This window comes from Streptomyces sp. NPDC017936, from assembly GCF_044328485.1.
Classification (GTDB): Bacteria; Actinomycetota; Actinomycetes; order Streptomycetales; family Streptomycetaceae; genus Streptomyces.
The window spans coordinates 211,373-232,934 of sequence record NZ_JBIRHK010000006.1; the positions used below are offsets into that span (position 1 = coordinate 211,373).

The 21,562-nt window shown below is 73.4% G+C and carries 22 protein-coding genes and 1 pseudogene; 8 read left to right on the forward strand and 15 right to left on the reverse strand.

All coding sequences use genetic code 11. The features are described from left to right. Window positions 1-205: 205 nt before the first annotated feature. Window positions 206-848 (forward strand): annotated as a pseudogene (locus tag ACH4F6_RS14860) (ABC transporter); the annotation flags it as partial. A gap of 23 nt (window positions 849-871) precedes the next feature. Here the strand turns inward: ACH4F6_RS14860 and ACH4F6_RS14865 are convergent. Beyond that, the gene (locus ACH4F6_RS14865) at window positions 872-2,380 is read right to left on the reverse strand and encodes an APC family permease (protein WP_397960539.1); all 1,509 of its coding nucleotides are present in this window, start codon (window positions 2,378-2,380) and stop codon (window positions 872-874) included. Between the two features lie 347 nt (window positions 2,381-2,727). Here ACH4F6_RS14865 and ACH4F6_RS14870 point away from each other — a divergent pair, with 347 nt between their 5' ends. Beyond that, window positions 2,728-3,366 (forward strand): histidine phosphatase family protein, encoded by a 639-nt coding sequence (locus tag ACH4F6_RS14870; RefSeq protein ID WP_397960540.1) that lies wholly within the window; start codon window positions 2,728-2,730, stop codon window positions 3,364-3,366. Between the two features lie 122 nt (window positions 3,367-3,488). Here the strand turns inward: ACH4F6_RS14870 and ACH4F6_RS14875 are convergent, their stop codons facing one another. The 9 genes from ACH4F6_RS14875 to ACH4F6_RS14915 all read right to left on the reverse strand — a co-directional run bounded on the left by ACH4F6_RS14875 (window position 3,489) and on the right by ACH4F6_RS14915 (window position 10,134). After that, window positions 3,489-3,986, reverse strand: coding sequence for a peptidylprolyl isomerase (locus ACH4F6_RS14875; RefSeq protein ID WP_397960541.1), 498 nt, complete (start codon window positions 3,984-3,986; stop codon window positions 3,489-3,491). 140 nt (window positions 3,987-4,126) lie between these two features. Continuing rightward, a complete protein-coding gene (locus ACH4F6_RS14880) occupies window positions 4,127-5,965 on the reverse strand; it encodes a SpoIIE family protein phosphatase (protein WP_397960542.1) in 1,839 nt (612 codons plus the stop codon). 200 nt (window positions 5,966-6,165) lie between these two features. Then, on the reverse strand, window positions 6,166-6,717 hold the full coding sequence (locus ACH4F6_RS14885; protein WP_397960543.1) for an EF-hand domain-containing protein: 552 nt from the start codon (window positions 6,715-6,717) through the stop codon (window positions 6,166-6,168). A gap of 168 nt (window positions 6,718-6,885) precedes the next feature. Next, window positions 6,886-7,395 (reverse strand): GNAT family N-acetyltransferase, encoded by a 510-nt coding sequence (locus ACH4F6_RS14890; RefSeq protein ID WP_397960544.1) that lies wholly within the window; start codon window positions 7,393-7,395, stop codon window positions 6,886-6,888. 26 nt (window positions 7,396-7,421) lie between these two features. Continuing rightward, the gene (locus tag ACH4F6_RS14895; RefSeq protein ID WP_397960545.1) at window positions 7,422-7,793 is read right to left on the reverse strand and encodes an ArsR/SmtB family transcription factor; all 372 of its coding nucleotides are present in this window, start codon (window positions 7,791-7,793) and stop codon (window positions 7,422-7,424) included. A gap of 148 nt (window positions 7,794-7,941) precedes the next feature. Beyond that, window positions 7,942-8,193, reverse strand: coding sequence for a hypothetical protein (locus tag ACH4F6_RS14900; RefSeq protein ID WP_397960546.1), 252 nt, complete (start codon window positions 8,191-8,193; stop codon window positions 7,942-7,944). 240 nt (window positions 8,194-8,433) lie between these two features. Next, entirely contained in the window at window positions 8,434-8,913 is a 480-nt protein-coding gene (locus ACH4F6_RS14905) for a DUF3618 domain-containing protein (RefSeq protein WP_397960547.1), read from the reverse strand. After that, window positions 8,910-9,281: a phage holin family protein gene (locus ACH4F6_RS14910; RefSeq protein ID WP_397960734.1), complete on the reverse strand. Its 372-nt coding sequence runs from the start codon at window positions 9,279-9,281 to the stop codon at window positions 8,910-8,912. The genes ACH4F6_RS14905 and ACH4F6_RS14910 overlap by 4 nt, the downstream gene beginning before the upstream one ends. A 397-nt stretch (window positions 9,282-9,678) precedes the next feature. After that, complete coding sequence (locus ACH4F6_RS14915) at window positions 9,679-10,134, reverse strand: hypothetical protein (protein ID WP_397960548.1); 456 nt, start codon at window positions 10,132-10,134, stop codon at window positions 9,679-9,681. 220 nt (window positions 10,135-10,354) lie between these two features. On the opposite strand from ACH4F6_RS14915, the gene ACH4F6_RS14920 reads away from it, so the two are divergent. Further along, window positions 10,355-10,999 carry a dihydrofolate reductase family protein gene (locus tag ACH4F6_RS14920; protein ID WP_397960549.1) on the forward strand — a complete coding sequence of 215 codons (645 nt, stop codon included), beginning with the start codon at window positions 10,355-10,357 and terminating at the stop codon, window positions 10,997-10,999. A gap of 452 nt (window positions 11,000-11,451) precedes the next feature. On the opposite strand, the gene ACH4F6_RS14925 is transcribed toward ACH4F6_RS14920, so the two are convergent. Continuing rightward, complete coding sequence (locus ACH4F6_RS14925; RefSeq protein WP_397960550.1) at window positions 11,452-12,648, reverse strand: MFS transporter; 1,197 nt, start codon at window positions 12,646-12,648, stop codon at window positions 11,452-11,454. A gap of 109 nt (window positions 12,649-12,757) precedes the next feature. Between ACH4F6_RS14925 and ACH4F6_RS14930 the strand changes: the two genes are divergently transcribed. Beyond that, window positions 12,758-13,327 carry a TetR/AcrR family transcriptional regulator gene (locus tag ACH4F6_RS14930; protein WP_397960551.1) on the forward strand — a complete coding sequence of 190 codons (570 nt, stop codon included), beginning with the start codon at window positions 12,758-12,760 and terminating at the stop codon, window positions 13,325-13,327. A gap of 45 nt (window positions 13,328-13,372) precedes the next feature. Beyond that, complete coding sequence (locus tag ACH4F6_RS14935; RefSeq protein ID WP_397960552.1) at window positions 13,373-14,113, forward strand: VOC family protein; 741 nt, start codon at window positions 13,373-13,375, stop codon at window positions 14,111-14,113. A gap of 33 nt (window positions 14,114-14,146) precedes the next feature. Here ACH4F6_RS14935 and ACH4F6_RS14940 read toward each other — a convergent pair whose 3' ends face one another. Next, window positions 14,147-14,698 carry a hypothetical protein gene (locus tag ACH4F6_RS14940; protein WP_397960553.1) on the reverse strand — a complete coding sequence of 184 codons (552 nt, stop codon included), beginning with the start codon at window positions 14,696-14,698 and terminating at the stop codon, window positions 14,147-14,149. Window positions 14,699-14,999: 301 nt separating this feature from the next. Here ACH4F6_RS14940 and ACH4F6_RS14945 point away from each other — a divergent pair, with 301 nt between their 5' ends. Further along, window positions 15,000-16,211 carry a globin domain-containing protein gene (locus ACH4F6_RS14945; RefSeq protein ID WP_397960554.1) on the forward strand — a complete coding sequence of 404 codons (1,212 nt, stop codon included), beginning with the start codon at window positions 15,000-15,002 and terminating at the stop codon, window positions 16,209-16,211. Window positions 16,212-16,317: 106 nt separating this feature from the next. Further along, window positions 16,318-16,797 (forward strand): hypothetical protein, encoded by a 480-nt coding sequence (locus tag ACH4F6_RS14950; protein ID WP_397960556.1) that lies wholly within the window; start codon window positions 16,318-16,320, stop codon window positions 16,795-16,797. A gap of 125 nt (window positions 16,798-16,922) precedes the next feature. Here the strand turns inward: ACH4F6_RS14950 and ACH4F6_RS14955 are convergent, their stop codons facing one another. Continuing rightward, the gene (locus tag ACH4F6_RS14955; RefSeq protein ID WP_397960557.1) at window positions 16,923-17,576 is read right to left on the reverse strand and encodes a YceI family protein; all 654 of its coding nucleotides are present in this window, start codon (window positions 17,574-17,576) and stop codon (window positions 16,923-16,925) included. A 345-nt stretch (window positions 17,577-17,921) separates the two neighbouring features. Continuing rightward, window positions 17,922-18,875 (reverse strand): LysR family transcriptional regulator, encoded by a 954-nt coding sequence (locus ACH4F6_RS14960; RefSeq protein WP_397960558.1) that lies wholly within the window; start codon window positions 18,873-18,875, stop codon window positions 17,922-17,924. Between the two features lie 182 nt (window positions 18,876-19,057). On the opposite strand from ACH4F6_RS14960, the gene ACH4F6_RS14965 reads away from it, so the two are divergent. Next, a complete protein-coding gene (locus ACH4F6_RS14965) occupies window positions 19,058-20,050 on the forward strand; it encodes an alpha/beta hydrolase family protein (RefSeq protein ID WP_397960559.1) in 993 nt (330 codons plus the stop codon). 201 nt (window positions 20,051-20,251) lie between these two features. On the opposite strand, the gene ACH4F6_RS14970 is transcribed toward ACH4F6_RS14965, so the two are convergent. Further along, entirely contained in the window at window positions 20,252-21,454 is a 1,203-nt protein-coding gene (locus ACH4F6_RS14970) for a PucR family transcriptional regulator (RefSeq protein WP_397960560.1), read from the reverse strand. Window positions 21,455-21,562 lie beyond the last annotated feature (108 nt).

Consider the following 21,562-nt stretch of genomic DNA (forward strand, 5'->3'; position numbering starts at 1 on the left):
ACGCCCGACGACAACCGCACGCCTGACCGCCCCCTGCCGCACCCCGGGCGAGCGCCGGACGCCCGCCGGACACGACGGCGCCTCACGGGGCCCGGCTCCGCGCGGGCGGGCGGCGCCCCGGTCCCCATGGCGGACTCGGCCCGTGATCGTCGAACGCGCGTACGCACATGCGGACGGCCTCGACGACCGGGAGCGGCCGTGATCGGTGCCGTGTGTGCGCGATCTCGTCGCGGGCGGGCTGCGCTTCGGCGTGCCGGTGACGTTCCTCGTCGGTGAGAACGGCTCGGGCAGGTCGACCCCGGTCGAGGCCCTGGCGGAGGGCCTCGGCCTGGATCCCTGGGGCGGCTCGCACGACTGGCGCCATGCCCGTCGTCGTGCCAAGTCGGTGCTGGGCGAGAGGATCCGCTTCGACACCGCGTCGCTCGGGCGCCGCATGCCGGGCGGCCGGGCCGCCCGCAAGGGCTTCTCCCCGCGCGCCGAGACCGCTCTGGACGCGCTGGACCGCGAGGGGTTCGCACGGGACTCGGTCAGCCACGGAGGAGGGCTTCCTCGCCGCCTTCCGCGGCAGGTCCCACCAGGCCGGTCCGTACGTGCTGGACGAGCCCGGGGCGGCCCTGTCCTTCACGTCCCGCCTGGAACCGCTCGGACACATCGACCGGTTGGTGAGGAACGGCGGCCAGGTCGTCCGCGCCACCCGTTCACCGCCGCTGACCGCGCCGCCCGGTGCGGACACCATCGAGGTCGGCGAGCACGGACTGCGCCGGACGGCCTGGGACCGGCTGACGCTGGTCGACCACGGGCGCCGCTGCCTCGCCGATCCGCACGGCTACCTGCGCCGCGTGCTCGACCGAGCCCGGGGCGGACCGCATCCTCAGGGCTCTTCCGGCCCAGGGCCGTCGACGAGGGCGGGGTCGACCACGCCGGGGCGTTCCGACCAGAACGCGGGAGCCGTCAGCCGCCGCACGACCATGAGGACCACACCCGTCAGCGCGATGCCGAGGCCGATGACGAGCGGGGGGCCGAGCCCGAGCCACGAGTCGCCGCTGTAGGAGTTCGCGGGGTCGGACATGTCGATGACCGATTCCACCAGCAGCCAGGTCAGCAGCCCGGCGCCGACGAGCGGGCCGAGGCCGATCAGGAGGAAGTGGTGGACGCTCCTGGTCAGGTGGCGACGGTGGTAGACGGCGCAGGCGACGCCGGTGAGCGCGTAGTAGAACGCGATCAGCAGCGACAGCGCGGTGAGCGAGTCGAACAGCGCGTTGGAGCTGATCTCGCTGACGACGAGGTACCAGGCGATCGCGATGGCGGCGACCCACCACGTGCTCACGTCGGGGGTGCGGAACCGCGGACTGATCCGTGCGAAGCGCGCGGGCAGGGCGTGACGCCGGGCCATGGACAGCGCCGTGCGCGACGCCGGGATGATCGTGGTCTGGGTCGACGCCAGCGCGGACGTCGAGACCGCGAGCAGGACGACCCAGTGCCAGCCGCCCATGGCCTCGCGGGCGAGCAGGGCGAAGACGAACTCCTCCTCCGCCGCGTTCCCGGCCAGGTAGGCCGTTCCGGCGTAGGCGACCACCGCGAAACCGACCGCCACGTAGGTCACCAGCAGGATGACCGTCGACCACACGGCGGCCCTGCCGGGAGCGGTGGCGGAGTCCTCGACCTCCTCGGTGAGGTTGACCGCCGACTCCCAGCCCCAGTAGAGGAACACACCCAGCAGCAGGGCCCCGGTCAGGGACGACCCTCCGGCTCCGAAGGGGTTGAGCCAGCCGACCGACGGTTCGAGGGAGTCGAGCGTGCCGGTGCCGGCGTAGACGCGGTACAGCGCCACCACGGCGAAGGCGAGCAGGCAGACGACCTGAGCGAGGATCAGGACGTTCTGCACCTCGGCCGACAGTTCGGTGCCGATCACGCAGACGGCCGTCATCACCACGATGAGCAGTACCGTGAGCAGCCGCCGGACGACGACGTCGTCGGCCCAGCCGTCGAGGCCGAAGGCGAGCAGGCCGAAGGTGACGGCGACGTCCGCCAGCGACCCGACGACCAGCACGCCGGTCATCGCGATGGCCCAGCCGCCGAGCCATCCGGCCCACGGCCCCATGGCCCGGGTGACCCAGGAGAAGGTGGTGCCGCAGTCCTGGTCGACCTTGTTGAGGTAGAAGAACGCCGACGCGATCAGCAGCATGGGCACGAACGACGCGAGCATCACGCCGGGTGCGTAGATCCCCACCAGCGCCACGAGGGGGCCGATGGCCGCCGCCACCGAGTACGCCGGGGAGGTGGCGTTGAGCCCGATGACGAGCGCGTCGAGGAACCCGATCGCATCGGGCTTCAGCCCGACGGCCGGGGGCGGGTCCGCGTCCGCGCTGTCGTTGGCCATGTTCCCTCGCTCCCGTCGCACGTGCATCCATACAACAGGGGGCCGCGGAACATTCGGGCCATTGAGGTCCGTGGTGCGGCTGAGCGGGTGTCCGGGCCGGCGGGAGCGGGAAGCGGACGCGCGGCGGGCCGGGGCGCTCCGGTCGGCACGGGGTCCACCGGCCGGTCGGCGGGGACGTTCCGGCCTCCTGGCGGATGGCCGCGGCGGGAGCGTGCGCGGACCCTGAGAAGCGTGACGTGCCATGTGCCGACCGTTCGTGCCGTGGCGTGGGTCCGGTGGCCGTGAGAGGCCGGCGGGAGCCACGGCAGGAGGTCCCCGGGCACCGGGCCGGTGAGGAGGCATTTCGTATGACGATCCGCCTGACGCTCGTGTGTGTGCGCTCGACAAGCGCCGTTTTCGGCCGTACCCCGCTCAGCGAGCGGGAACTCTGTGGTGCGGGCACCGCCCTGGCATCGCTTCCCCCGTACTCGACGGCCGTCAGATCCCCTTCGGCGGAATCGGCGCTGATCGCCGCGGTCCTCGGACTGCGGGCGGCGGTGGAACCCGCGCTGCGCGACATCGACCACGGCGCCTGGCACGGCCGGACGGTGGCCGACGTCGTCGCCGCCGACCCGTACGGGTACAGCGCGTGGCTGACGGACCCGGACGCCGTGCCGCACGGCGGTGAATCCGTACGCCGGCTCTGCGACCGGGTCGCGCACTGGCTCGGCGGCCTGCCGGCGGACCCCGGCGGCACCCTGGCCATCGTCGAACCCGCCGTCGCGCAGGCGGTGCTCGTCCATGCCCTGTCCGCTCCGGTCCGGGCGTTCCGGAACCTCCCGGTACAGCCCCGGCACACCGTGCACCTCACCTGCTGTGACGGCGTCTGGAGCGTCCAGCCGGCTGACGTCTCTCCCGCCCGGAACCACCACCGGCCGCTGTCGGTGCCCGTCACCCTGCTGACCGCGCCCTGGCGCCCGGCCGACGATCACGGAATATACGTCTGAGCAGGCGGGCGGCTCGCCGGGCCCGTGACCCGGAGGTCACGGGCGCGAGGGCCGCCCCGGTCAGGCCACGGGGCCCGCCGCGGTCCGCGGCGGGCCCCGTCTCCTGCCCTTCGGGGGCGTGGTCAGAGCTGGCCGGAGGCCGCGATCGTGATCTTCGCCGAGGTCGCGCCGCTGCGGGAGCCGAGCGACTCGATCTTCTTCACGACGGCCATGCTCTCCTCGTCGGCGACCTCGCCGAACACCACGTGCTTGCCGTCCAGCCAGTCGGTCACGATCGTGGTGATGAAGAACTGCGAGCCGTTGCTGTTGGGGCCCGCGTTGGCCATGGACAGCAGGCCGGGCCGGTCGTGCTTGAGGGAGAAGTTCTCGTCGGCGAACTTCTCCCCGTAGATGCTCTTGCCTCCGGTGCCGTTGCCGCGGGTGAAGTCGCCGCCCTGGAGCATGAAGGCGGGAATGACCCGGTGGAAGGAGGAGCCGGCGTAGCCGAAGCCCTTCTCGCCGGTGGCCAGGGCACGGAAGTTCTCCGCCGTCTTGGGCACGACGTCGTCGAACAGATTGAAGTTGATGCGCCCGGCGGGCTCGTCGTTGATGGTGATGTCGAAGTAAACCTTGGTCGTCATGCCCCTATCCTGCACGCAGGCCGGAACGCGCCGCACCGCGGGTCGGCGTCAGGCAGGTGTTCGATTCGACGCGGGGCCCGCCCGCCCCGCCGGGAACCGGGTTCGCGGGGAGCGGCGAGGCCGGGTCGTGCGCGGCCCGGTCAGGTTCCGGGAGACGGATCGGGGGTCGTGGGGTCCTGCACGGGCGCGCGGTCCTGCGCCGAGCCGGGGGCGGCGCGGTTCGGGGCGGCGGGGCTGTGGGGCGCCTGCGGGGGCGGCGGCGGGCGGTGGTCGCCGGCGGCGCCCGCGCCGGCCGCCGGCAGGCGCAGGGCGAGCAGGGCCGTGTCGTCTCCGCTGGGCGCCAGCCGTTGCAGCAGGTGGTCGCAGAAGTCGTCCACGCTCCGTCCGTGACGCCGGGCGAGGACGGAGGCGTGGTGGCGGAGCCTGCCCATGCCGACGTCGATGGGACGGTCCCTGCTTTCGACGAGGCCGTCGGTGTACAGGAGCAGGGTGGCTTCCGGGGGAAGCTCCTCACGGGTGTCCGGCCAGGTCAGCCCGAGGTGGAGGGTGGCACTCATCCCGATGAGCGGTCCGTGCCCGCCGGTCAGGAAGCGTGTGTCCCCCTCCCCGCTGACGAGCAGCGGGGGAGGGTGACCGGCGTTGACCCAGTGCAGCCGCCACGGTCCGCCTTCGGGGCCCTCGACGCGAGCGAAGATCAACGTGGCCATCGGGGCGTCACTGGTGTGGGTCACCGCCTCGTCGAGCCGGCGCATGATCATGCTGGGCGGCTCCACGTGCGTCCAGGCCAGCGCGCGCAGCATGTTGCGGACCTCGGCCATGTGGGCGGCGGCCTTGAGATCGTGGCCCACCACGTCCCCGATGACCAGGGCCATGACGCCGTCGGCGAGGAGGAAGGCGTCGTACCAGTCGCCGCCGATCTCCATGGCGCTCTGGGCGGGCAGGTAGCGGGCGGCCATGCGCAGGTGGTCGATCTGCGGCAGGGGAGCCAGCAGCTGGCGCTGCATCGTCTCGGCGACGTCGCGCTGCTCGTCGTAGAGCTGGATGTTGTCCAGCACCAGGGCGAGGCGTCGGCCGACGTCCGCGAGCAGCCGCACCTCGGCTTCGGGGAGGGCGGGGGAGCGGACACCCTGCGCCACGGTCAGCGTTCCGTAGTGGTGCCGGCCGGAGTGGACGGGGATCACGGCGGCCGTCGCCCCGCCGAGGGCGTCGAACAGGGGCCGGTGGGTGGCGGCGAAGGGCCTTCCCGGATCCCGCAGATCCTCGGCCGCCACCAGGAGCGGCTCGGTGAAGGGGGCCCTCGCCCGATGCGGCGGGCCCGGCGGCAGCGGGCCCTCCAGCCCTCTGGCCCGGCGCCGGTGTCCGGGAACGCGGACCGCGACACGCTCCAGGGTTCCGGAGTGCGCGCCGACCAGGTCGACGACGGCCCAGTCCCCGAGTGCCGGAACCAGCAGGGGCAGCAGCCGGCGCGCCGCGGTGGTGGCGTCCATGCTGGACATGAGGACCGAGGACACGTCGGCCAGCAGGTTCAGCCGGTTGGTCAGCGCTTCCAGGGCGGCCATGTGGGCGGCCGCCCGCTCCTCGGCGTCGCGGTGCAGGCTGAAGTCGCTGAAGACGACGACCAGACCGCCTCCGTGTCCTCCCGGCGCCAGGGCGGTGGTCGACCAGATGATCGGCAGGGTGGTGCCGTCGCCCCGCAGGAGGTACTCCTCGCTGCCTTCCTGCGCGTCGCGGCTGCCCCGCAGCGGTGCCTGCATCAGGCACTGCTCCCGTGGGATCGGGCTGCCGTCGGGACGGCGGTGAAGGAGGGCGTGCGCGTCATGGCCCAGCATCCGTGCGGCGGGCCGGCCCAGCAGGCGCTCCGCCCAGGGATTGGCGTACGTGATGACCCCCGCCGCGTCGAGGGTGAAGACGCCGGCGCCCACGCTGTGCAGCACAGCCGTCGCGAATGCGGGGTCCACCGTGTCGTACGACCTGGTCACGGGCTACCACTCCTCGGCGGTGGGTGCGGCTGAGGCAGCGCCGTGGGGACCGAAGCGCGGCCGCGGCCGTCCCGTTTCCTCGCGTGCCCAGTGTCCACGCCCCCATGTCCCGAAACCCCGGGCCGCCCGCCGGGACCGTGGTCCGGGGGCGACCGCGGAGGGCGCCGCCGGCGAACGGCGAGCGCCTGGAAGCGCGTGGGTCAGACGTGTCCGAAGAACATGCTGCCCGGCGCGTCCGGGTCGTTCGAGAGGAAGTGCTCACGCACCGCGCGGATGAACTCGTGACGGGAGATCGCGCCGTCCCCGTCGGTGTCCAGCTTGGTGAACGAGTCCATCGCGTCCGGGGCGTCGCTCTTCCACACGTCCCTCAGGAAGCGGGCGAACTCGTCCTTGCTGATCTCGTTGTCCCCGTCGGTGTCGATGACGTCGAAGATCGCATGGCCGCCCCCCTCGGTCACGTTGAGCCGACTGGTGTCGATGACCGCGAGGCGGTTGGCCGTGACGAACTGGTCCTTCGTGAGCCGGCCCCCGTCCACGCCCGCGTGGCGCAGCAGCTCCAGCCAGTAGATCTGGCAGAAGGTGAGAAGCGCCCGGGCCCGGCGGTCGTCCCTGGGGATCCGGAAGGCCTCGATGTAGCGGTCGGCGAGCTTCTGGTAGTCCGTCCGGTCCAGGTAGCCGTCGTGGTCGGCGTCCATGCTGTCGAAGGTGCGCTCGAGCTTGACGGTGATGACGTCCTGCGCGGTCGTGGTCATGGGACGCGTCCTCTCCGTGATCTTGTGCAGCGGCTCTCCCAGCATGCGAGCAAAACGTCACGAGGGCATCCCGAGCAGGGCGAACGGGGCCCGGGTCCGGTGGACACGGCCGCGGCACGGTTCGCCTCGTCGGCGGACGCCCGCCGGCCGGGCCGGGCGCACCGGGGCTCAGACGACGGCGGGGCTTCGGCGTTCGACGAGCACCACGTCGCGCCAGACGCCGCGGTGGCGGCCGACGCGTTCGCGGGTGCCGATGACACGGAACCCGGCACGTGCGTGGAGGGCTAGGCTGGCGGTGTTCTCCGGGAAGATCCCGGACTGGACGGTCCAGATCCCGGCCGACTCGGTGGAGTCGATCAACGCCCTCAGCAGCGCCGCCGCGATCCCCCGCCCACGGGCGGCGGGGTGGACGTAGACGGAGTGCTCGACGACGCCCGCGTACGCGCACCGGTCGGAGACGCGGGTCACGGCCACCCAGCCCAGCACCGTGCCCTCGGCGTCGACGGCGGCGAAGCGGTGCCCGGGCAGCTTCGCCCCGTCGAACGCCTCCCACGACGGCGCGGCCGTCTCGAAGGTGGCGTCGCCCTCGTCGATGCCGGCCTGGTAGATCGCCAGCACCTGCTCGGCGTGCTCCGGCCCGAGCGGCACGATCACCGCGCCGGGCGCCCTGTCCTTCACGAGGCTCTCCCTCCGCCGCTGCCGCGTCAGGCCGTGGACGGCGCGGTCAGCAGCTTGCCCATGGCGGCCAGGACGGACGGCTCCACCCGGTAGTAGACCCAGGTGCCGCGCCGCTCCGAGCTGAGCAGACCGGCCTCCTTCAGCTTCTTCAGGTGGTGGGAGACGGTGGGCTGGGAGACGCCGACGTCGGAGATGTCGCACACGCACGCCTCGCCGCCCGCGTGGGAGGCGACGGCGGAGAACAACCGGAGCCGGACCGGGTCGCCGAGCGCCTTGAACATCCGTGCGGCGGTCCCCGCCTCCTCGGCGGTCATCGGGCGCTCGGTCAGCGGCGGGCAGCACGGCGCCCCGTCCTGGCCGTCGGGTTCCAGCAGCGGCAGCACCTTCGCGGTCGACATGCGCCTATGTTGACACACGTCGAAGCAAGGGTGGTGTTCCGGGCGCGGCCCGGGACGTGCGGCCGGGCCTGCCACCGGCCCGCGCGGCCTCGTCCCGTGCGGGCGGCCGTGCTCGGCGTGCTCCTCGGCCAGGGCGTCCGCCGCGGGGTCACTCAGGCGGGTCGACCCGTGTGCGGAGCTGCTGCCAGCAGCGGTGGACGTGCTGTTCGGCCTCTCGCACGGCCCAGGAGGCGGCGTCGGTCGAGGGGACGGCCTCGCCGGCGCGGGGTGCGGTGCGACCGCGGGCGACGCGGGTGACGCGTCCTGGGCCGCTGCGGCGGAGGAGGGCTGCCCGGGCGACCAGGATCGTGGCGACGACTGCTGCAGCGGTGATCGCGACAGCCGCGTGCTGATCGGACATGACGGTGAGGGTCCTTCGCGTGGGTGGGAGCGGACAAGAGGGGAGAGGGCCGGTGTCCTTGTCGTCCTGGCCCTCTCCCCTCTTCTTGTGCGCGTCAGCCGGGTCGGGCGCCGGCCGGGCGGCGGCCGGCGGCGGCGCCGCCGGCCGCCGTGACCCCGACGGAGACGGGGGAGGCCCCGCAGCCGTGCCGCTGACGGGACCGACCGGCTCGCAGGCGGTCTTCGACGCCGTCGCCGGCGCTCATCCCTTCCGGCGGCGGCAGGCCAGCCACACCACGACGGCCACGCCCGCCGCCAGCAGCAGATTGCGGTTGTCCCGTGCCAGCCGGGCCCCCTGGGCCGTCCTCTGCCGCACCGGTTCGGGCGCCTTCTCCTCCCACATCTGCCTGGCCTGTGCCGCGGTCGTACGGGCCTGCTCGGCGGCCTGGGCGGCTTTTTCCTTGACCGGGTCGGGCACCCTGTCCTGCGCCTGGTGCGCCAGGTCGGTGGCCTTCGCCTTCAGCTCACCGGCCTTGACCACGGCTTGTTCCTTCAACTCGCCGACGCTCGCGGCGGCCTGGTCCTTCACCTCGGCGGCCTTCTCCTGGGCGCGTGCCTTGACGTCGGTCTTCGCCGCGAGGGCCTCGACCGTCCGCCCGAGCTCGGTCCGGGTCTGCTCGACCTGCTCGCGCAGCTCGTCGGGGCTGGAGGCGGTGGGCTCGTCGTGGGGCGGCTGGGTCATCGGTGGGCACTCTCCTTGATCTCGGCCACGTCGGCCTTCACGTTCTCGATCGTCTGCTCGGGTACGGGCGGCGCGGCCTGGTCGACCTGCTTCTTCCCGCTCACGGCCAGCACCGCGGCGATCACACCGAGCACCGCCGTGACGATCAGCGCCGCGGCCCACACCGGCAGCGGCACCGCCAGCGCGGCGATCGCGGTGGCGACCAGCGCCTGCACCATGAGGAAACCGACGACTCCGGCGCCGCCGAACAGGCCACCGCCCTTGCCGTAGCGCTTTCCCTTCTCCTTCATCTCCGCCTGCGCCAGCCTCAGTTCACCGCGCACCAGCTCGGTCAGCTGCTGCGAGGCACGCTGCACCAGCTCGCTCACCGGCTCCTGGCCCAAGCGGTCCGTGCTGTGGCCGAAACCGGCCTGGTGCGGCTGCGTGCTCGACACCGCGGTCACCTCCCGTCCCTCCGCGTTCCTGCAAGCCGGGCCGCGTCCTGCGCCCGGCCGTCCGATGAACGCGCGGGTACCCGGAAAGGGCGAGTTCAGGGCAGGAAATCCGGCCCGATCGCAACGCCGGGCACGAGGCGGCGCCGCGGGGGCCGACCGCGGACGCGGGGATCGGCCGCAGGGTGCGGCCGGCCGGGTGCGGCACGGGTCCGGGCGGTTCGTTCTCGCCACGGCCGGCGACCGGGCCGCCGGGCGCACGGAGACGGCCCGCTCGGGCGAGTTCCCGAACGGGCCGGAGGGCGGATGACCGTGCCGGTCAGGTGAGGGCGGGTCAGCAGGCGTCGTACTTCCAGGCGCCGTCCTCCAGCGTCCAGGGCTGCTTGGTCCGGTCGAACTCGGGCAGCCCCTTCACCTTGTAGGTGGCGCGGCCGAGCTCGCCGGACACCTCGGCCGTCACGTCGGTCGCCGGGTGGTCCTCGCCGTAGTCGGCCTTGGCCTGCTGCACGACGCCGGCGTACGCGTCCGCGCTGATCTCGCCCCGGCAGCGCTCGGACAGCATGCCGTACGCGGTGTCGGCGTCGGCCGCGAAGTAGGAGGCGGTGTAGACCGCGACAGCGGCCTCGAGGTCGTCGCCCTCCTTGTCGGCCGGGACGCTGATGGTCGGCTCGGCCGCGGGCGTGCCCGAGTCGCCGGCGGGCTCGGCCTTGTCGTCGTCGCTGCCGGACGAGCAGGCGCCGAGCGCGACGAGGAGCGCGGCGGCCATGACGGTGGTGGCGCGGGTGCGCATGGTGTCCCCCCTGGACGGTGGTGCGGAAAAGGGCATGGTCCCACGGGGGTCGGACAGCGGGGCGACGGGCCTGCCCGGAGGGAGCGGCACAGCACGCGGCGCGAGCCACGTGTTCCGGGACGGCGCGCACCCCGACGAGGAGAACAATGACGGACGCAGCGATGAGTTCCGCCCGCACGGGGAGTCTCATCACCGTCGTCCGACACCTCTGGAGGAACACATGGCCCAGCTCTTGAGAGTGCAGAACTTCAACGTCTCGAGTGACGGGATCGGCGCCGGCGAGGACCAGAGTCTCGAGCGTCCGTTCGGTCACGTCGATCCGGGCAGGCTCTTCGCCTGGGCCGGTGCCACGGCCAGCTGGCCCATGCGGACCGATCCCGGGGGCAGCCGGGGCCTCGACGACCACTTCACGCGGGACTACGCCCGCAACATCGGCGCCGAGATCATGGGCCGCAACAAGTTCGGTCCTCAGCGCGGACCCTGGCACGACCACGAGTGGCGCGGCTGGTGGGGCGACGAGCCCCCGTTCCGCACGCCGGTGTTCGTCATGACGCACCATCAGCGTCCGTCGTTCACGCTCTCCGACACCACGTTCCACTTCGTCGCCGGAGACCCGGCCACGGTCCTGGAGCAGGCGAGGGAGGCGGCGCAGGGCAAGGACGTCAGGCTCGGCGGCGGCGTCACCACCATCCGTCAGTTCCTCGACGCCGACCTCGTCGACACCCTGCACGTCGCGGTCTCGCCCGTGAAGCTGGGGTCCGGACTGCGGCTCTGGGAGTCACCCGAGGAACTGCTCGACCGGTTCCACCTCGACGTCGTGCCCAGCCCCAGCGGCGTGACGCACCATCTGTTCTGGCGGAAGTGACCAGCCTCGGGCCGGGCGGTTCCGAGACGGCTCGGACCGTGCCCACCGCGGATCAGCCCACGGCGCCCCCACCCCGATGACCGGCCGGCCCCGGCGACACCGTCCGGGCGTCCCGGCGCCGGTCCCGGACGTCGGGGAGCGGCCGGAAGCCGGCTGCCCGGTAGGTGGCGACGGCGCCGGCGGTCCGCACCCGGTTTCCGGCCGGCCGGCGCGAGGTCTGCTGCACGGGGAGCGCCCCGTCAACACCGGGGCCGGCGAGGCGACTTCGGTCCCGACGCCCGGGTGAACGCGGAGGACGAGCGTGCCCGGGGCGACCGGCGTGGACCCGGCTGGCTTCCCCACCGGACGGTGAGCCCGCCCGGGCCGGCGCCACCGACCTGCGCTTCCGGCTCCGGGCCGCCGCTTGACCGCTCCTTCCGCGAGCGGGTGCGGGAACCGGATGCCGCGGAGCGCTACCCCTTGACCGGCTCCGTCTCCCGCGCCCTGTGGGGGGTGCGCGCGGCCGGCGTGGCGAAGGCCGCGGCCATGACCAGGACGAGGACCGGGATCATGGCGTGGCGCAGCCCGAAGTGCTCGCCGAGGTAGCCGAGGGAGGGCGGGCCCACGAGGAAGGCGATGTAGCCGACGGTGGCGGCGAGTGACACGCGGGCGGCGGTGTCGTCGCCCGAGTCGCCTGCCGCGGAGAGCGCGACGGGGAAACCGAGGGACGCCCCGAGCCCCCACAGGACGGCGGCGCAGGCCGCGACGGCCTGGTGGTCGACGAAGATCACCAGGGCGAGTCCGGCCGCTCCGACGATCGTGCTGCCGCACAGTGCCGCCGCCCGTCCGTAACGGTCGACGAACCTGCCGCCGACGAAGCGCCCGACCGTCATCGCGGCGGCGAACACGGCGTACACGGCGGATCCCAGGGCCGGGTCGAAGCCGTGGCCGTCCACCATGACCAGCGGAAGCCAGTCGTTCGCGGTTCCCTCGGCCATGCCGAGGGCCAGGATCACGCTGCCGATGAGCAGCAGTTTCGAGTCCTTCCACACCGCGCTGCGCGGCGAGCCCGGCTCCGGCGTCCCGGCCGGGAGCCTGCGGCCGACGCCGGACGGCAGGTACCGGACGGCCAGGGCGAGCGCGACCGCGTCGACACCCGCCACGACCACGAGGTGGACGAGGACGGGGAAGGCGGCGGCGGTGAGCGCCATGCCGGCGACGGCGCCGACGACGGTGCCCAGGCTGAAGAAGCCGTGGATGGCGGGCAGGGTGGAGCGGCCCAGCAGCCGTTCGACTTCGGCGCCCTCGACGTTGAGGCCCACCTCGCCGCCGCCCATGCCGAGGCCGAAGAGCGCGAGCCCGAGGGCCACTCCGAGGTCCGAGCCGGCGTGGGCCCCGATGCCGATGAGCGCGGCCGCGGCCGTGACCGCGATCGTTCCCGCCACGATGACCGGCCGTGCGCCCCAGCGGATCACGAGGGCGCCGGAGCACAGGATGCCGATCATCGAGCCGACGGAGAGCCCGAACAGGATGAGGCCCATGCGCGCCGTGGAGGCGTCGAGCATGTCCCGCACGTCGGGGGTGCGGGTCACCCACGACGCGATGGTCAGGCCGGGAACGAAGAACAGGACGAAGACGGCGGTACGCCTTCGGGCTGGGCTGAAGGGCATGGGAGGCGGGCTCCATCAGGGTTCAAGGACCGGGTCTGTACGACCGTACACACTCGCGTGTACACGTGTACATACGTGGGGGAGGGACGACTCGTGGCACATTGGGGGCGTGAGCGGCACGCGACGCGAGATCCCGAACGACCCCGGACGCAAGGAGCGCATTCTGGATGCCGCCCTCGACGTCATCGCGGAGAGCGGGGTGCACGGGACCACCCACCGCAAGATCGCGGCCCGGGCGCAGGTGCCCCTGGGTTCCCTGACGTACTACTTCGCCGGACTCGACGACCTGCTCGCGCAGGCGTTCGCGCGGCTGGCGGACACCATGTCCCGGTTGTACCGGCGGACCCTGGAGGCCGCCGGGTCCGTGACGGAGGCCGAGGAAGCCGTCGTCGAGCTGATCTGCGGCCCGGCGTACGCCACCGAACGCGACATGACGCTGATCTTCGAGATGTACGCCTACGCCAACCACAACGAAGCCGTGTCCGGCACCACGCGCACCTGGCTCGAACGCAGCCGGGAGAGCCTCACCCTGCACTTCACCCCGGGCGTGGCGCGCGCGCTCGACGCGCTGATCGAGGGCTGGCCGATGCACCGCGCCTTCGACGACGCCCCCTTGGACCGCCGCCTGGTCACCGCGACGGTCCACGCGGTCGTGGGCATCGAGCCGACCCGCCCCTGAGACAGACGGCCCTGCGAGACGCGGCGGGTGCATAGGATCGCGGGCATGGCACTGCGACCTGTTCACGTGAACGTGAAAGCTGTTGACGCCTCCGCGGTCGGCCGGTTCTGGGCGCAGGCGCTCGGCTGGAGCGCTTACAGCCCCGGCGTGACCACCTACGTCGGACCCGCCGGGGGCCTCGTGTGGCCGGACCCGGTCGCCGTCGGCATCGACGTCGTTCCCGTCCCGGACCCCAGGACGACGACGAAGAACCGCGTGCACCTCGATCTCGCCACCACCTCCGCGGCCCATCAGGCGGAGCTGGTCGCACGCCTCGAGGCTGCCGGTGCGACGCCCGCCGACGTGGGCCAGGGCGAGGTGCCGTGGACGGTCCTCGCCGACCCGGAGGGCAACGAGTTCTGCGTGCTGGAGCCTCGGGAGGTCTACCGGGACACCGGGCCGATCGCCGCGGTGGTGGTCGACTGCGCGGATCCGCGGGCCATGGCACGGTTCTGGGGCGAGGCGATCGACTGGACCCTGCACGAGGCGACCGACGACCATGCGGTGCTGCGCTCCGCCGAGGGCGTCGGCCCGTATCTCGAGTTCCTCCGTACGCCCGACGCGAAGACCGGGCCGGACCGCGTCCATCTCGATCTGCTGCCGTACCCGGGTGACGACCAGGCGGCGGAGACGGCCCGGCTGCGGGCCCTCGGCGCCACCGACCTCGACCTGGGCCAGGGGGACGTCCCGTGGACCTGCCTGGCCGACCCGGAGGGCCACGAGTTCTGCGTCCTCGCCCCGTCCTGACCCGGAGCCCCGACGACACCCCGGCCCCGGCGGTCAGGCGGTGGGGGCCGACAGGAGGCGGGCGAAGTGTGCGAGGGCGGCGAAGTCGTCGTCGTGCAGTCCGTACCGGGGATCGACGTGCCGCAGGAGCGCGGGGGCGCGGTGGTGCGAGGCGACGAAGACCCGGTCCGGTTCACCGAGGTCGTCGTCCACCCAGGCGAAGGGCCGGCCGCCGGCGTGCGCGAGGAGGGGACGCGTCTTCCAGGACGTGCCGTCCGGTCCCGCGGCCGGCGGCGAGGGCCACTTCACGACGGGGAGGTCGGGCAGGCCGAGGACGGGAGCGATGAACGTGTTCGCCTCCACCCCCCAGGTGGTGGCCCACACCAGGTCGTACCGTCCGGCCAGCTCCCGCAGTCTCCTGCCGTGGTCCGTGTTGAGCCACACCCGCAGCGGCTTCACGCGGGCCCGGGGGGTGCCGGGGTGCTGGGCGATCCATCCCTCGGGCTTCATCCGGTGGGTCGCGTAGCCCTCCGGCCGCCGTTCCGGCTTCGCGGCGTACGGATTGAGCGGACCGTCCACGTCGAGGTAGAGAAGGGGCCGCTCCACGACGTCCTCCTCCCGGCCGGTCGAGGCAGGGGGATCGTAGCGCGCGGTGTCCGCGCACGGCTCGCGGATGGCGCCGGTGCTCGCGGATCGCGCCGGTGCGCAAGGGGCCGCGATACGCGCAGGCGCGGGCGCCGAAGGGCGGCCGAAGGCGGCCGGTCACCGCCGTCGGCCCTCCCGCCCGGTGACGCCGATGCGGGACGGGCCGGGTGTGAGGCCGACGGGCCGGGTGTGAGGCCACAGCACGCCGGGGGTACCCGTGGGCTCCCCGGTAAGTCGGCTCCTCGCGCAGGGAGGCAGTGACGTGCTCTCGAACAAGGCCCGCCCCGTCATCACGGCGACTCTGCCGGTCGTCGCCGAACACATCGGTGACATCGCACGCCGTTTCTACCAGCACCTGTTCGAAGAGCATCCCGAACTCATGGACGGCGTGTTCAACCGCGGCAACCAGGTCCACGGCCACCAGCAGCAGGCTCTGGCCGGCTCCGTGGCCGCGTTCGCGACCACGCTGGTGGAGACACCGGAGAGGGTGCCGGAGCAGCTCCTGTCACGCATAGCGCACAAGCACGCCTCCTTGGGCATCCGCCCCGACCAGTACCAGGTGGTGCACGACAACCTGATGTGGGCCATCGCCGATGTCCTGGGCGACGCGGTCACCCCGGAGGTCGCCGAGGCCTGGGACGAGGTCTACTGGCTCATGGCCAACGCCCTGATCAACCAGGAACGCGGCCTGTACAGCGCCCGCGGGGTCAGGCCGGAGACGGTGTGGCGGGACTGGCAGGTGGTGCGCAAGGTGCCGGAGACCGAGGACGTGGTGACGTTCGTGGTCAAGCGGGTCGACGACCGTCTGGTGAAGACCTCGCTGCCCGGCCAGTACGTCACGGTCCGCATGCGGATGCCGGACGGGGTGCTCCAGCCGCGCCAGTACAGCCTGACCCGGGCCGATGACGGGGAGCACCGCCAGTTCTCGGTCAAGCGGATCCGCGGTGAGGGCACGGACCCCGAGGGCGAGATGTCGACGCTGCTGCACGACTCGGTGGGCGTGGGCGACACCCTGACGCTTTCGCTGCCCTACGGCGACGTCGTGCTCGACGACTCCGGGCGGCCGGTGGTGTTCGCCAGCGCCGGCATCGGGATCGCGCCCATGGCCGGGATGCTCTCGCATCTCGTCGCCGCGCAGTCCGGTCTGTCGGTCACCCTGCTGCACGCCGACGTCGACGAGGCGTCCTTCCCCCTGCGCCGGCAGGTGGTCAACGACGTCCTGGCGTTGCGGAACGGCCGGATGTACCTCTGGTACGAGAAGGAGGACAGGAGCCGCGAACCGGTGGACGGGGTCTTCACCGGACTCATGGACCCCGCGGCGGCCGACCTGCCCGAGGACGCCCTGTACTACCTCTGCGGGCCGCTGCCGTTCATGCAGGCGGTGCGGAGCGCGCTGATCGAGCGCGGTGTCCTGGCGCGTGACATCCAGTACGAGGTCTTCGGCCCCGACCTGTGGCAGGCGGACCTGGACTGAACCGCCGGGCCGCCGGCCCTCTTCGTCGGTTCCGGCCCACGGACGGAAGATGCGGGACATCGCTCGGGCGTAACGGGGCACTCGCGACTGCATGCATCACGACAACATGCCTGCCAGGGCCGACGCGCAAGGTCGGCTGCCGGAGCCGCGGTCCGGCGTGCCGCCGCACAGGGCCGAGGGCAAGCACCGGCGTGCCGGACGGCGCAGGGGCCGGTGGCGGCGCAGGCTGCTGGCCTACCGCGCCGTCGAGTTGCTGCAGTCCCCCGTGCCCGGTACCGCGGGTGAGGAGTGCCTGCTGCTGGTCCACATCCGCAAGGTGGTCGGTCAGGTGTTCTACCGGGCCTGCGACGAGTGCGCCGAGGGCGTGATCACCGATGTGGTCATCGACGGGCCGTTCCGCGACAGCGGACTGGGCACCAGGGCGCTGTCGCACCTGCGCTCCCGGTACCCCGGCGTCACCTGGCGTGCCACCGACGACCACCGCCTCGCGCGCGACCTGCTGCACCGGATGCGCATCCCCCACGCGGCCGGCGACGGCAACTGCTCCCACCTCCGGTCCTCCGCCGTCGCCGCAGGCGCCGGGTGAGGGGCGGCCCCACCGTCGCGACGTGACCGACCCGGCGGCCGCCGCCGAGCCCACGCCGCCGCGCCTCGCGCGCACGCCGGCCGGACGCCCTCGGCGAAGGCGCCCGCCCGGGCCACCGGGAGCCGCTATGACGTGGACCGGATCGCGGAGATGTCGAACTGCAGCCGGACCTTCTCGCTCACCATGGCGCCCCCGGTCTTGAGGCGCTGGTTGTAGACCAGGCCCCAGTCGGTGCGGTCGATGGTCGTGGTGCCGTCGAAACCGGCGCGCTCGTACCCGAACGGGTCCAGGACCGAGCCGAGGTAGTCGAGCTGCAGGTCGACGGACCGGGTGACGCCACGGATGGTCAGGTCTCCCGTCATGCGGAAGCTCTCCCCGCCCTCGTGCAGGGTGGAGGTGCTGCGGAACACCATCTCCGGGAAGCGCCGCACGTCGAAGAAGTCGGGACCGACGAGGTGCGCGTCCCGTTGTTCCACGCCCGTGTCGACGCTGGCGACCCGGATGACGAGCTCGGCCCGCGACGCGGAGGGCCGCGCCCCGTCGAAGTGGAGGGTGCTGTCGTAGTCGGTGAAAGCGCCCCGGACCGTCGTCACCATCGCGTGCCGCACGGAGAACCCGATGCGGCTGTGCGGGCGGTCGATGGTCCACCGCCCGGTCAGCGCTCGCAGGGCCGGGTCCAGCACGGCACCGCTGGTCGAGGCCTCCGCGCCGGGCGTGCTGATACCGAGAGTCGGCGTCGGCTCGATGACGGCAGTCTGGCGACGGCTGAAGATACCCATGAGGTCGTGAGCCCTTTCTCTCTGATCACCCCGTGCTATCACGGAGGCGACAGGCGCCACACAGCGAGATGGGTGGGCTCGTCCGGCTTCCATGGTGTCGACTGCAAAGCTGCACAAGATCGACATGAGAGGTCTCCGGTCGACGGCCGGGCCGGTCTCCCGTGCGTCGACGGGGGCCGGTCTCCCGTGCGTCGACGAGGGCCGGGCCGCCGGGCGGAAGCGGGTGCGGCGTCGGTGCCGTTCGCGATCGGGAGCGGCGCAGCGCCGGGGCGGCCCGCGGCGATGTCGCGTCGGCGGGGCCGCCGACGGCGGGGGCGGCCGGGCCGCCGGCGCGGAAGGAACCGGTCACTCGGGCCCGGCGGCTCGTGCCGGGGACGGGTGCGCGGGGGGTTCGGGCAGCCAGTCGCGCGCCGGGTCGTACTCCAGCCACCGGCTTCGCCGTGCTTGTGCGACGCAGGCGGCCAAGAGGCTGCTCAGCCCTGGGTGTTCGTCTCCGGTGCGCCACAGCAGGGACCAGGCGTACAACGGTGTGGGATCCACCAGGGGGACGGAGCGCAGCCGGGGAACCTTCGGCAGGGGCACGTCGGCGGGCAGCAGCGAGAAGCGCCGGGGGTCCCCCGCCACCTCGGCGAGGAAGTGGGGGAGACCCAGGTTGACGCTCGCCGCCCTGTCCCGGACGCCGAACCGGTCGGCGAACCGGCGGAGGAAGTCGAGCCGGTCCGGTGGACCGGGTGCCCACAGCACGCTGTCGCGCAGGTGGTCCGGTCGCAGCGCCGGCCGGGCCGCGAGCGGATGGTCCGCACTCAGCACGGCGTCCACCGGCTCCAGGCGGACGAGGCGGTGCGTGAGCCCCGGATGCAGCGGGGGGTGGACCCGGCCGAACGCGGCGTCGACGTCACCTCGCACCAACGCCCCCGTCACCGACGGCAGGTCGCGTCCGTGCCCCAGCACCCATTCCCCGGTCTGCCCGGCGACCTGGGCCAGGGTCCGCGTCGGCGCGTAGAGGTGCCCCCAGACGTCCACGTGCAGGGGACGCTTCTCGGCGGTCACCGACGCGACCGCGGCGTCGGCGGCCGCCGCGGCCCGCCGGGCCGGCTGGAGGAACCGCTGCCCGGACTCGGTGAGGCGCACCCCGTGGCCGCCGCGCTGGAACAGCGTGGTGCCGAGCAGTGATTCCAGCCGCGCGATCCGCTTGGACAGCGCCTGCTGGGAGATGGCGAGGGTGGCGGCCGCCCGCCCGAAGTGGAGTTCCTCGGCGGCGCGTACGAAGGCACGCACCTGCGCCATGTCGAGATCCACGGCTCTCACCCTAGGTGACAACCGATCGTTGTCGGAAGCGACCGCTCGTTGTTGGATCGCCGCGGGCCCGCGGGGTTGCATGCACGGCGTGCGGAGGTCGATCGCCTTCGCGAACGCCGCGCAGGGCGGCCGGGCCGGGTACGCCGCCGTGCCCGCCCACTCCCGCTGACAGGAGGACCACGATGAGCGCCCCCGAGTTCGCCGCCGCCCAGTGGACACGCGCCGTCGGCGCGGGCGTCGACCCCCACGAGTACCTGCGCGTCACAGAAGCCCTCCCCTCCGTCGCCGACTGGGGACCGGCCTTCCTGCGCACCGGACGGGCCTACCTGGAGCGCGCGGAGCACGCCGGATCGTCCGCCTCGGCGGGTGCGCACCTGCTGATGGCGGCCCGGTGGTTCCACCTCGCCACGCTGGCGCCGTACGCAGAGGCAGGCCGTGCGGCGGCCGAGGCGGACAGCGCCCTGGGCAGGGCGCTGACCGTGCTGGAACCCGGTGCGCGGCGGGTGAGCGGCGAAGGGTTCACCGGCTGGCTGCGCGGTCCCGCCGACGCCCCCGGCACCGTGGTCGTCGTCCCCGGCCTGGACTCGGCCAAGGAGGAGTTCCTCGACCTGGCGTCCGCACTGCTGGCCAGAGGGCTGGCGGTGTTCGCGATGGACGGCCCCGGACAGGGCGTGCTCGCGGCCACGACACACCTCGGGCCGGACTACGAGCAGGTCGTGGGCCGGGTCGTCGACGCCCTCGGCGTCACGCGCGTCGCGGTCGTCGGCCTCAGCCTGGGCGGCTACTTCGCGGCCCGGACCGCGGCACTGGAGCCGCGCGTGGCGGCGGCCGCCACCGTCAGCGGGCCTTTCCGCCTCGACTGGGACGAACTGCCCGAGCCGGTCAAGGACATCATGGCGCGACGCACCGGAGGGGCCGACGCCGCCCGGGAGTTCGCCCGCCATGTGGACCTCTCCGACCTGGCGCCCCGCATCGCGGACCCGCTGCTGGTCGTGGACGGCGCCCAGGACCGCATCCCCGGCGTGACGAACGGCGAGCCGCTGGCCCGTGCGGCACCGCGGGGCACCTACCTGTCCGTCCCGCACGGCGATCACCTCCTCGGCAACGCGCGGCCCGACTGGCTGTCCCGCCTCAGCGACCACATCGCGCACGAACTGACGGTCACCCGGGCGTGAAGCGCCTCACCGCAACCGCACCCGCGATCAGCGCACGCACACCGGACCTCCCCTTCACCGGCTCCTCCGCGCCCCGGACCCCCTGCGCGTCACGGCACGCGCCTCGGCCCGACCGGCCGCGTCCCCGAACCGGGCGGGCCGCGCCGGCACCCCGGGTGTCCCCGCTCGCGGTGTCGCCGGCCGGCGGCAACCGCGACGACGTCACCCGGACGATGCCGGGGCGGTGTCGGTGCCCTGCCCCGCCGCGGGGTTCCGTGTGGCCAGCAGCGCGGCGCGGAGGCCGGCCACCGCGTGGGGATCCGTGAGGGAGAGGCCGGTCAGCTTCTCGACGCGGCGCAGACGGTAGCGCACGGTGTTGGGGTGGACGTAGAGGCGTTCCGCGGTGGTCGCGGCGGAGCCGCCGGCCGCGAACCAGTTCTCCAGGGTGTCCAGCAGGCGCGCACGCTCGAGGCCCGGGAGCTCGAGCACCGGCTTCAGGACCACGTTCATCAGGTGCGCGGCCTCCGCGGGGGCCGCGGCGACCAGCATGGCGAGGGGATCGTCGTCGAAGCGGGCCACCCCCGGGGCGCTGCCCGGCAGGCCCGCCAGTGCCAGCCGGGCGAAACGCAGGGCCTGGGGCGTGTCGTGCAGCGAGGGGAACCGGGGACTGACCCCCAGGCGGGCGCCGGTGCGCTTCAGGAGGCGAAGGGCGACGGCCTCCGCGTCCGGTGCGGCGAGCGCGATGAGACCGATCTGCTGATCCGGCAGCAGCCGCCATGCGGAGGCGAGGCGCGCCTCGCGCAGCGCGCTTTCCAGGCCGGGCAGCGGCTCCACGCCGGGGGAGTCCGCCGCGGCCGCGACGACGGCGTAGGGCCCCCGCTCCGGGAGGCCCAGTTCGCGGGCCGCGTCCCACAGCGTGGTGCGGTCGGCGAGCACGCCGGAGAACAGCGCTTCGACCAGTGCCGAGCGCCGGGCGCCGCGCCGCACGGCCAACTCGGCGGTGGTCTCCCGGTGCGCGGCCGCCACCGCCTCGGCGTACAGGCCGAACAGGTGCCAGATCTCCGCCGAGCGGTCCACCAACTGGATGTCCGGAACGGCGGGACGGGCGCGGGCCTCCGCGAGGATCTCCGACCACATGAACTCGAAGCCGATCCGGTAGGCGTGCAGGATGTCCGCCAGCGGCATGCCCTGTTCGGCGCGGATCCTGCCGGTCTCGCGGGCGGGTCCGGGGTCCGGGGCGCCTTCCCGGCGCAGGTGTCCCAGGACCAGGTCCGCGTTCGCGGTGCAGGACGTGCGCAGGGAGTCGAACGGGATGAGCGCCTCGTCCCCGTAGGCGGGGACGTCCGCGCGAATGCGTTCCGCGATCCGCTCACCCAGTCCGGGAAGTCTGCCGTGGATCGCCGCGATCACGTCTGAGAGCTCCATCACCGCAGCGTAGTGCCCCTGTTTTGTTCGCGGGAACAGTCAGGGGCGGGGGACGGTGTCGTGCCGCCCATAGGCGGTGGCGGCGGATCGAAGCACGATGTCGCCCAC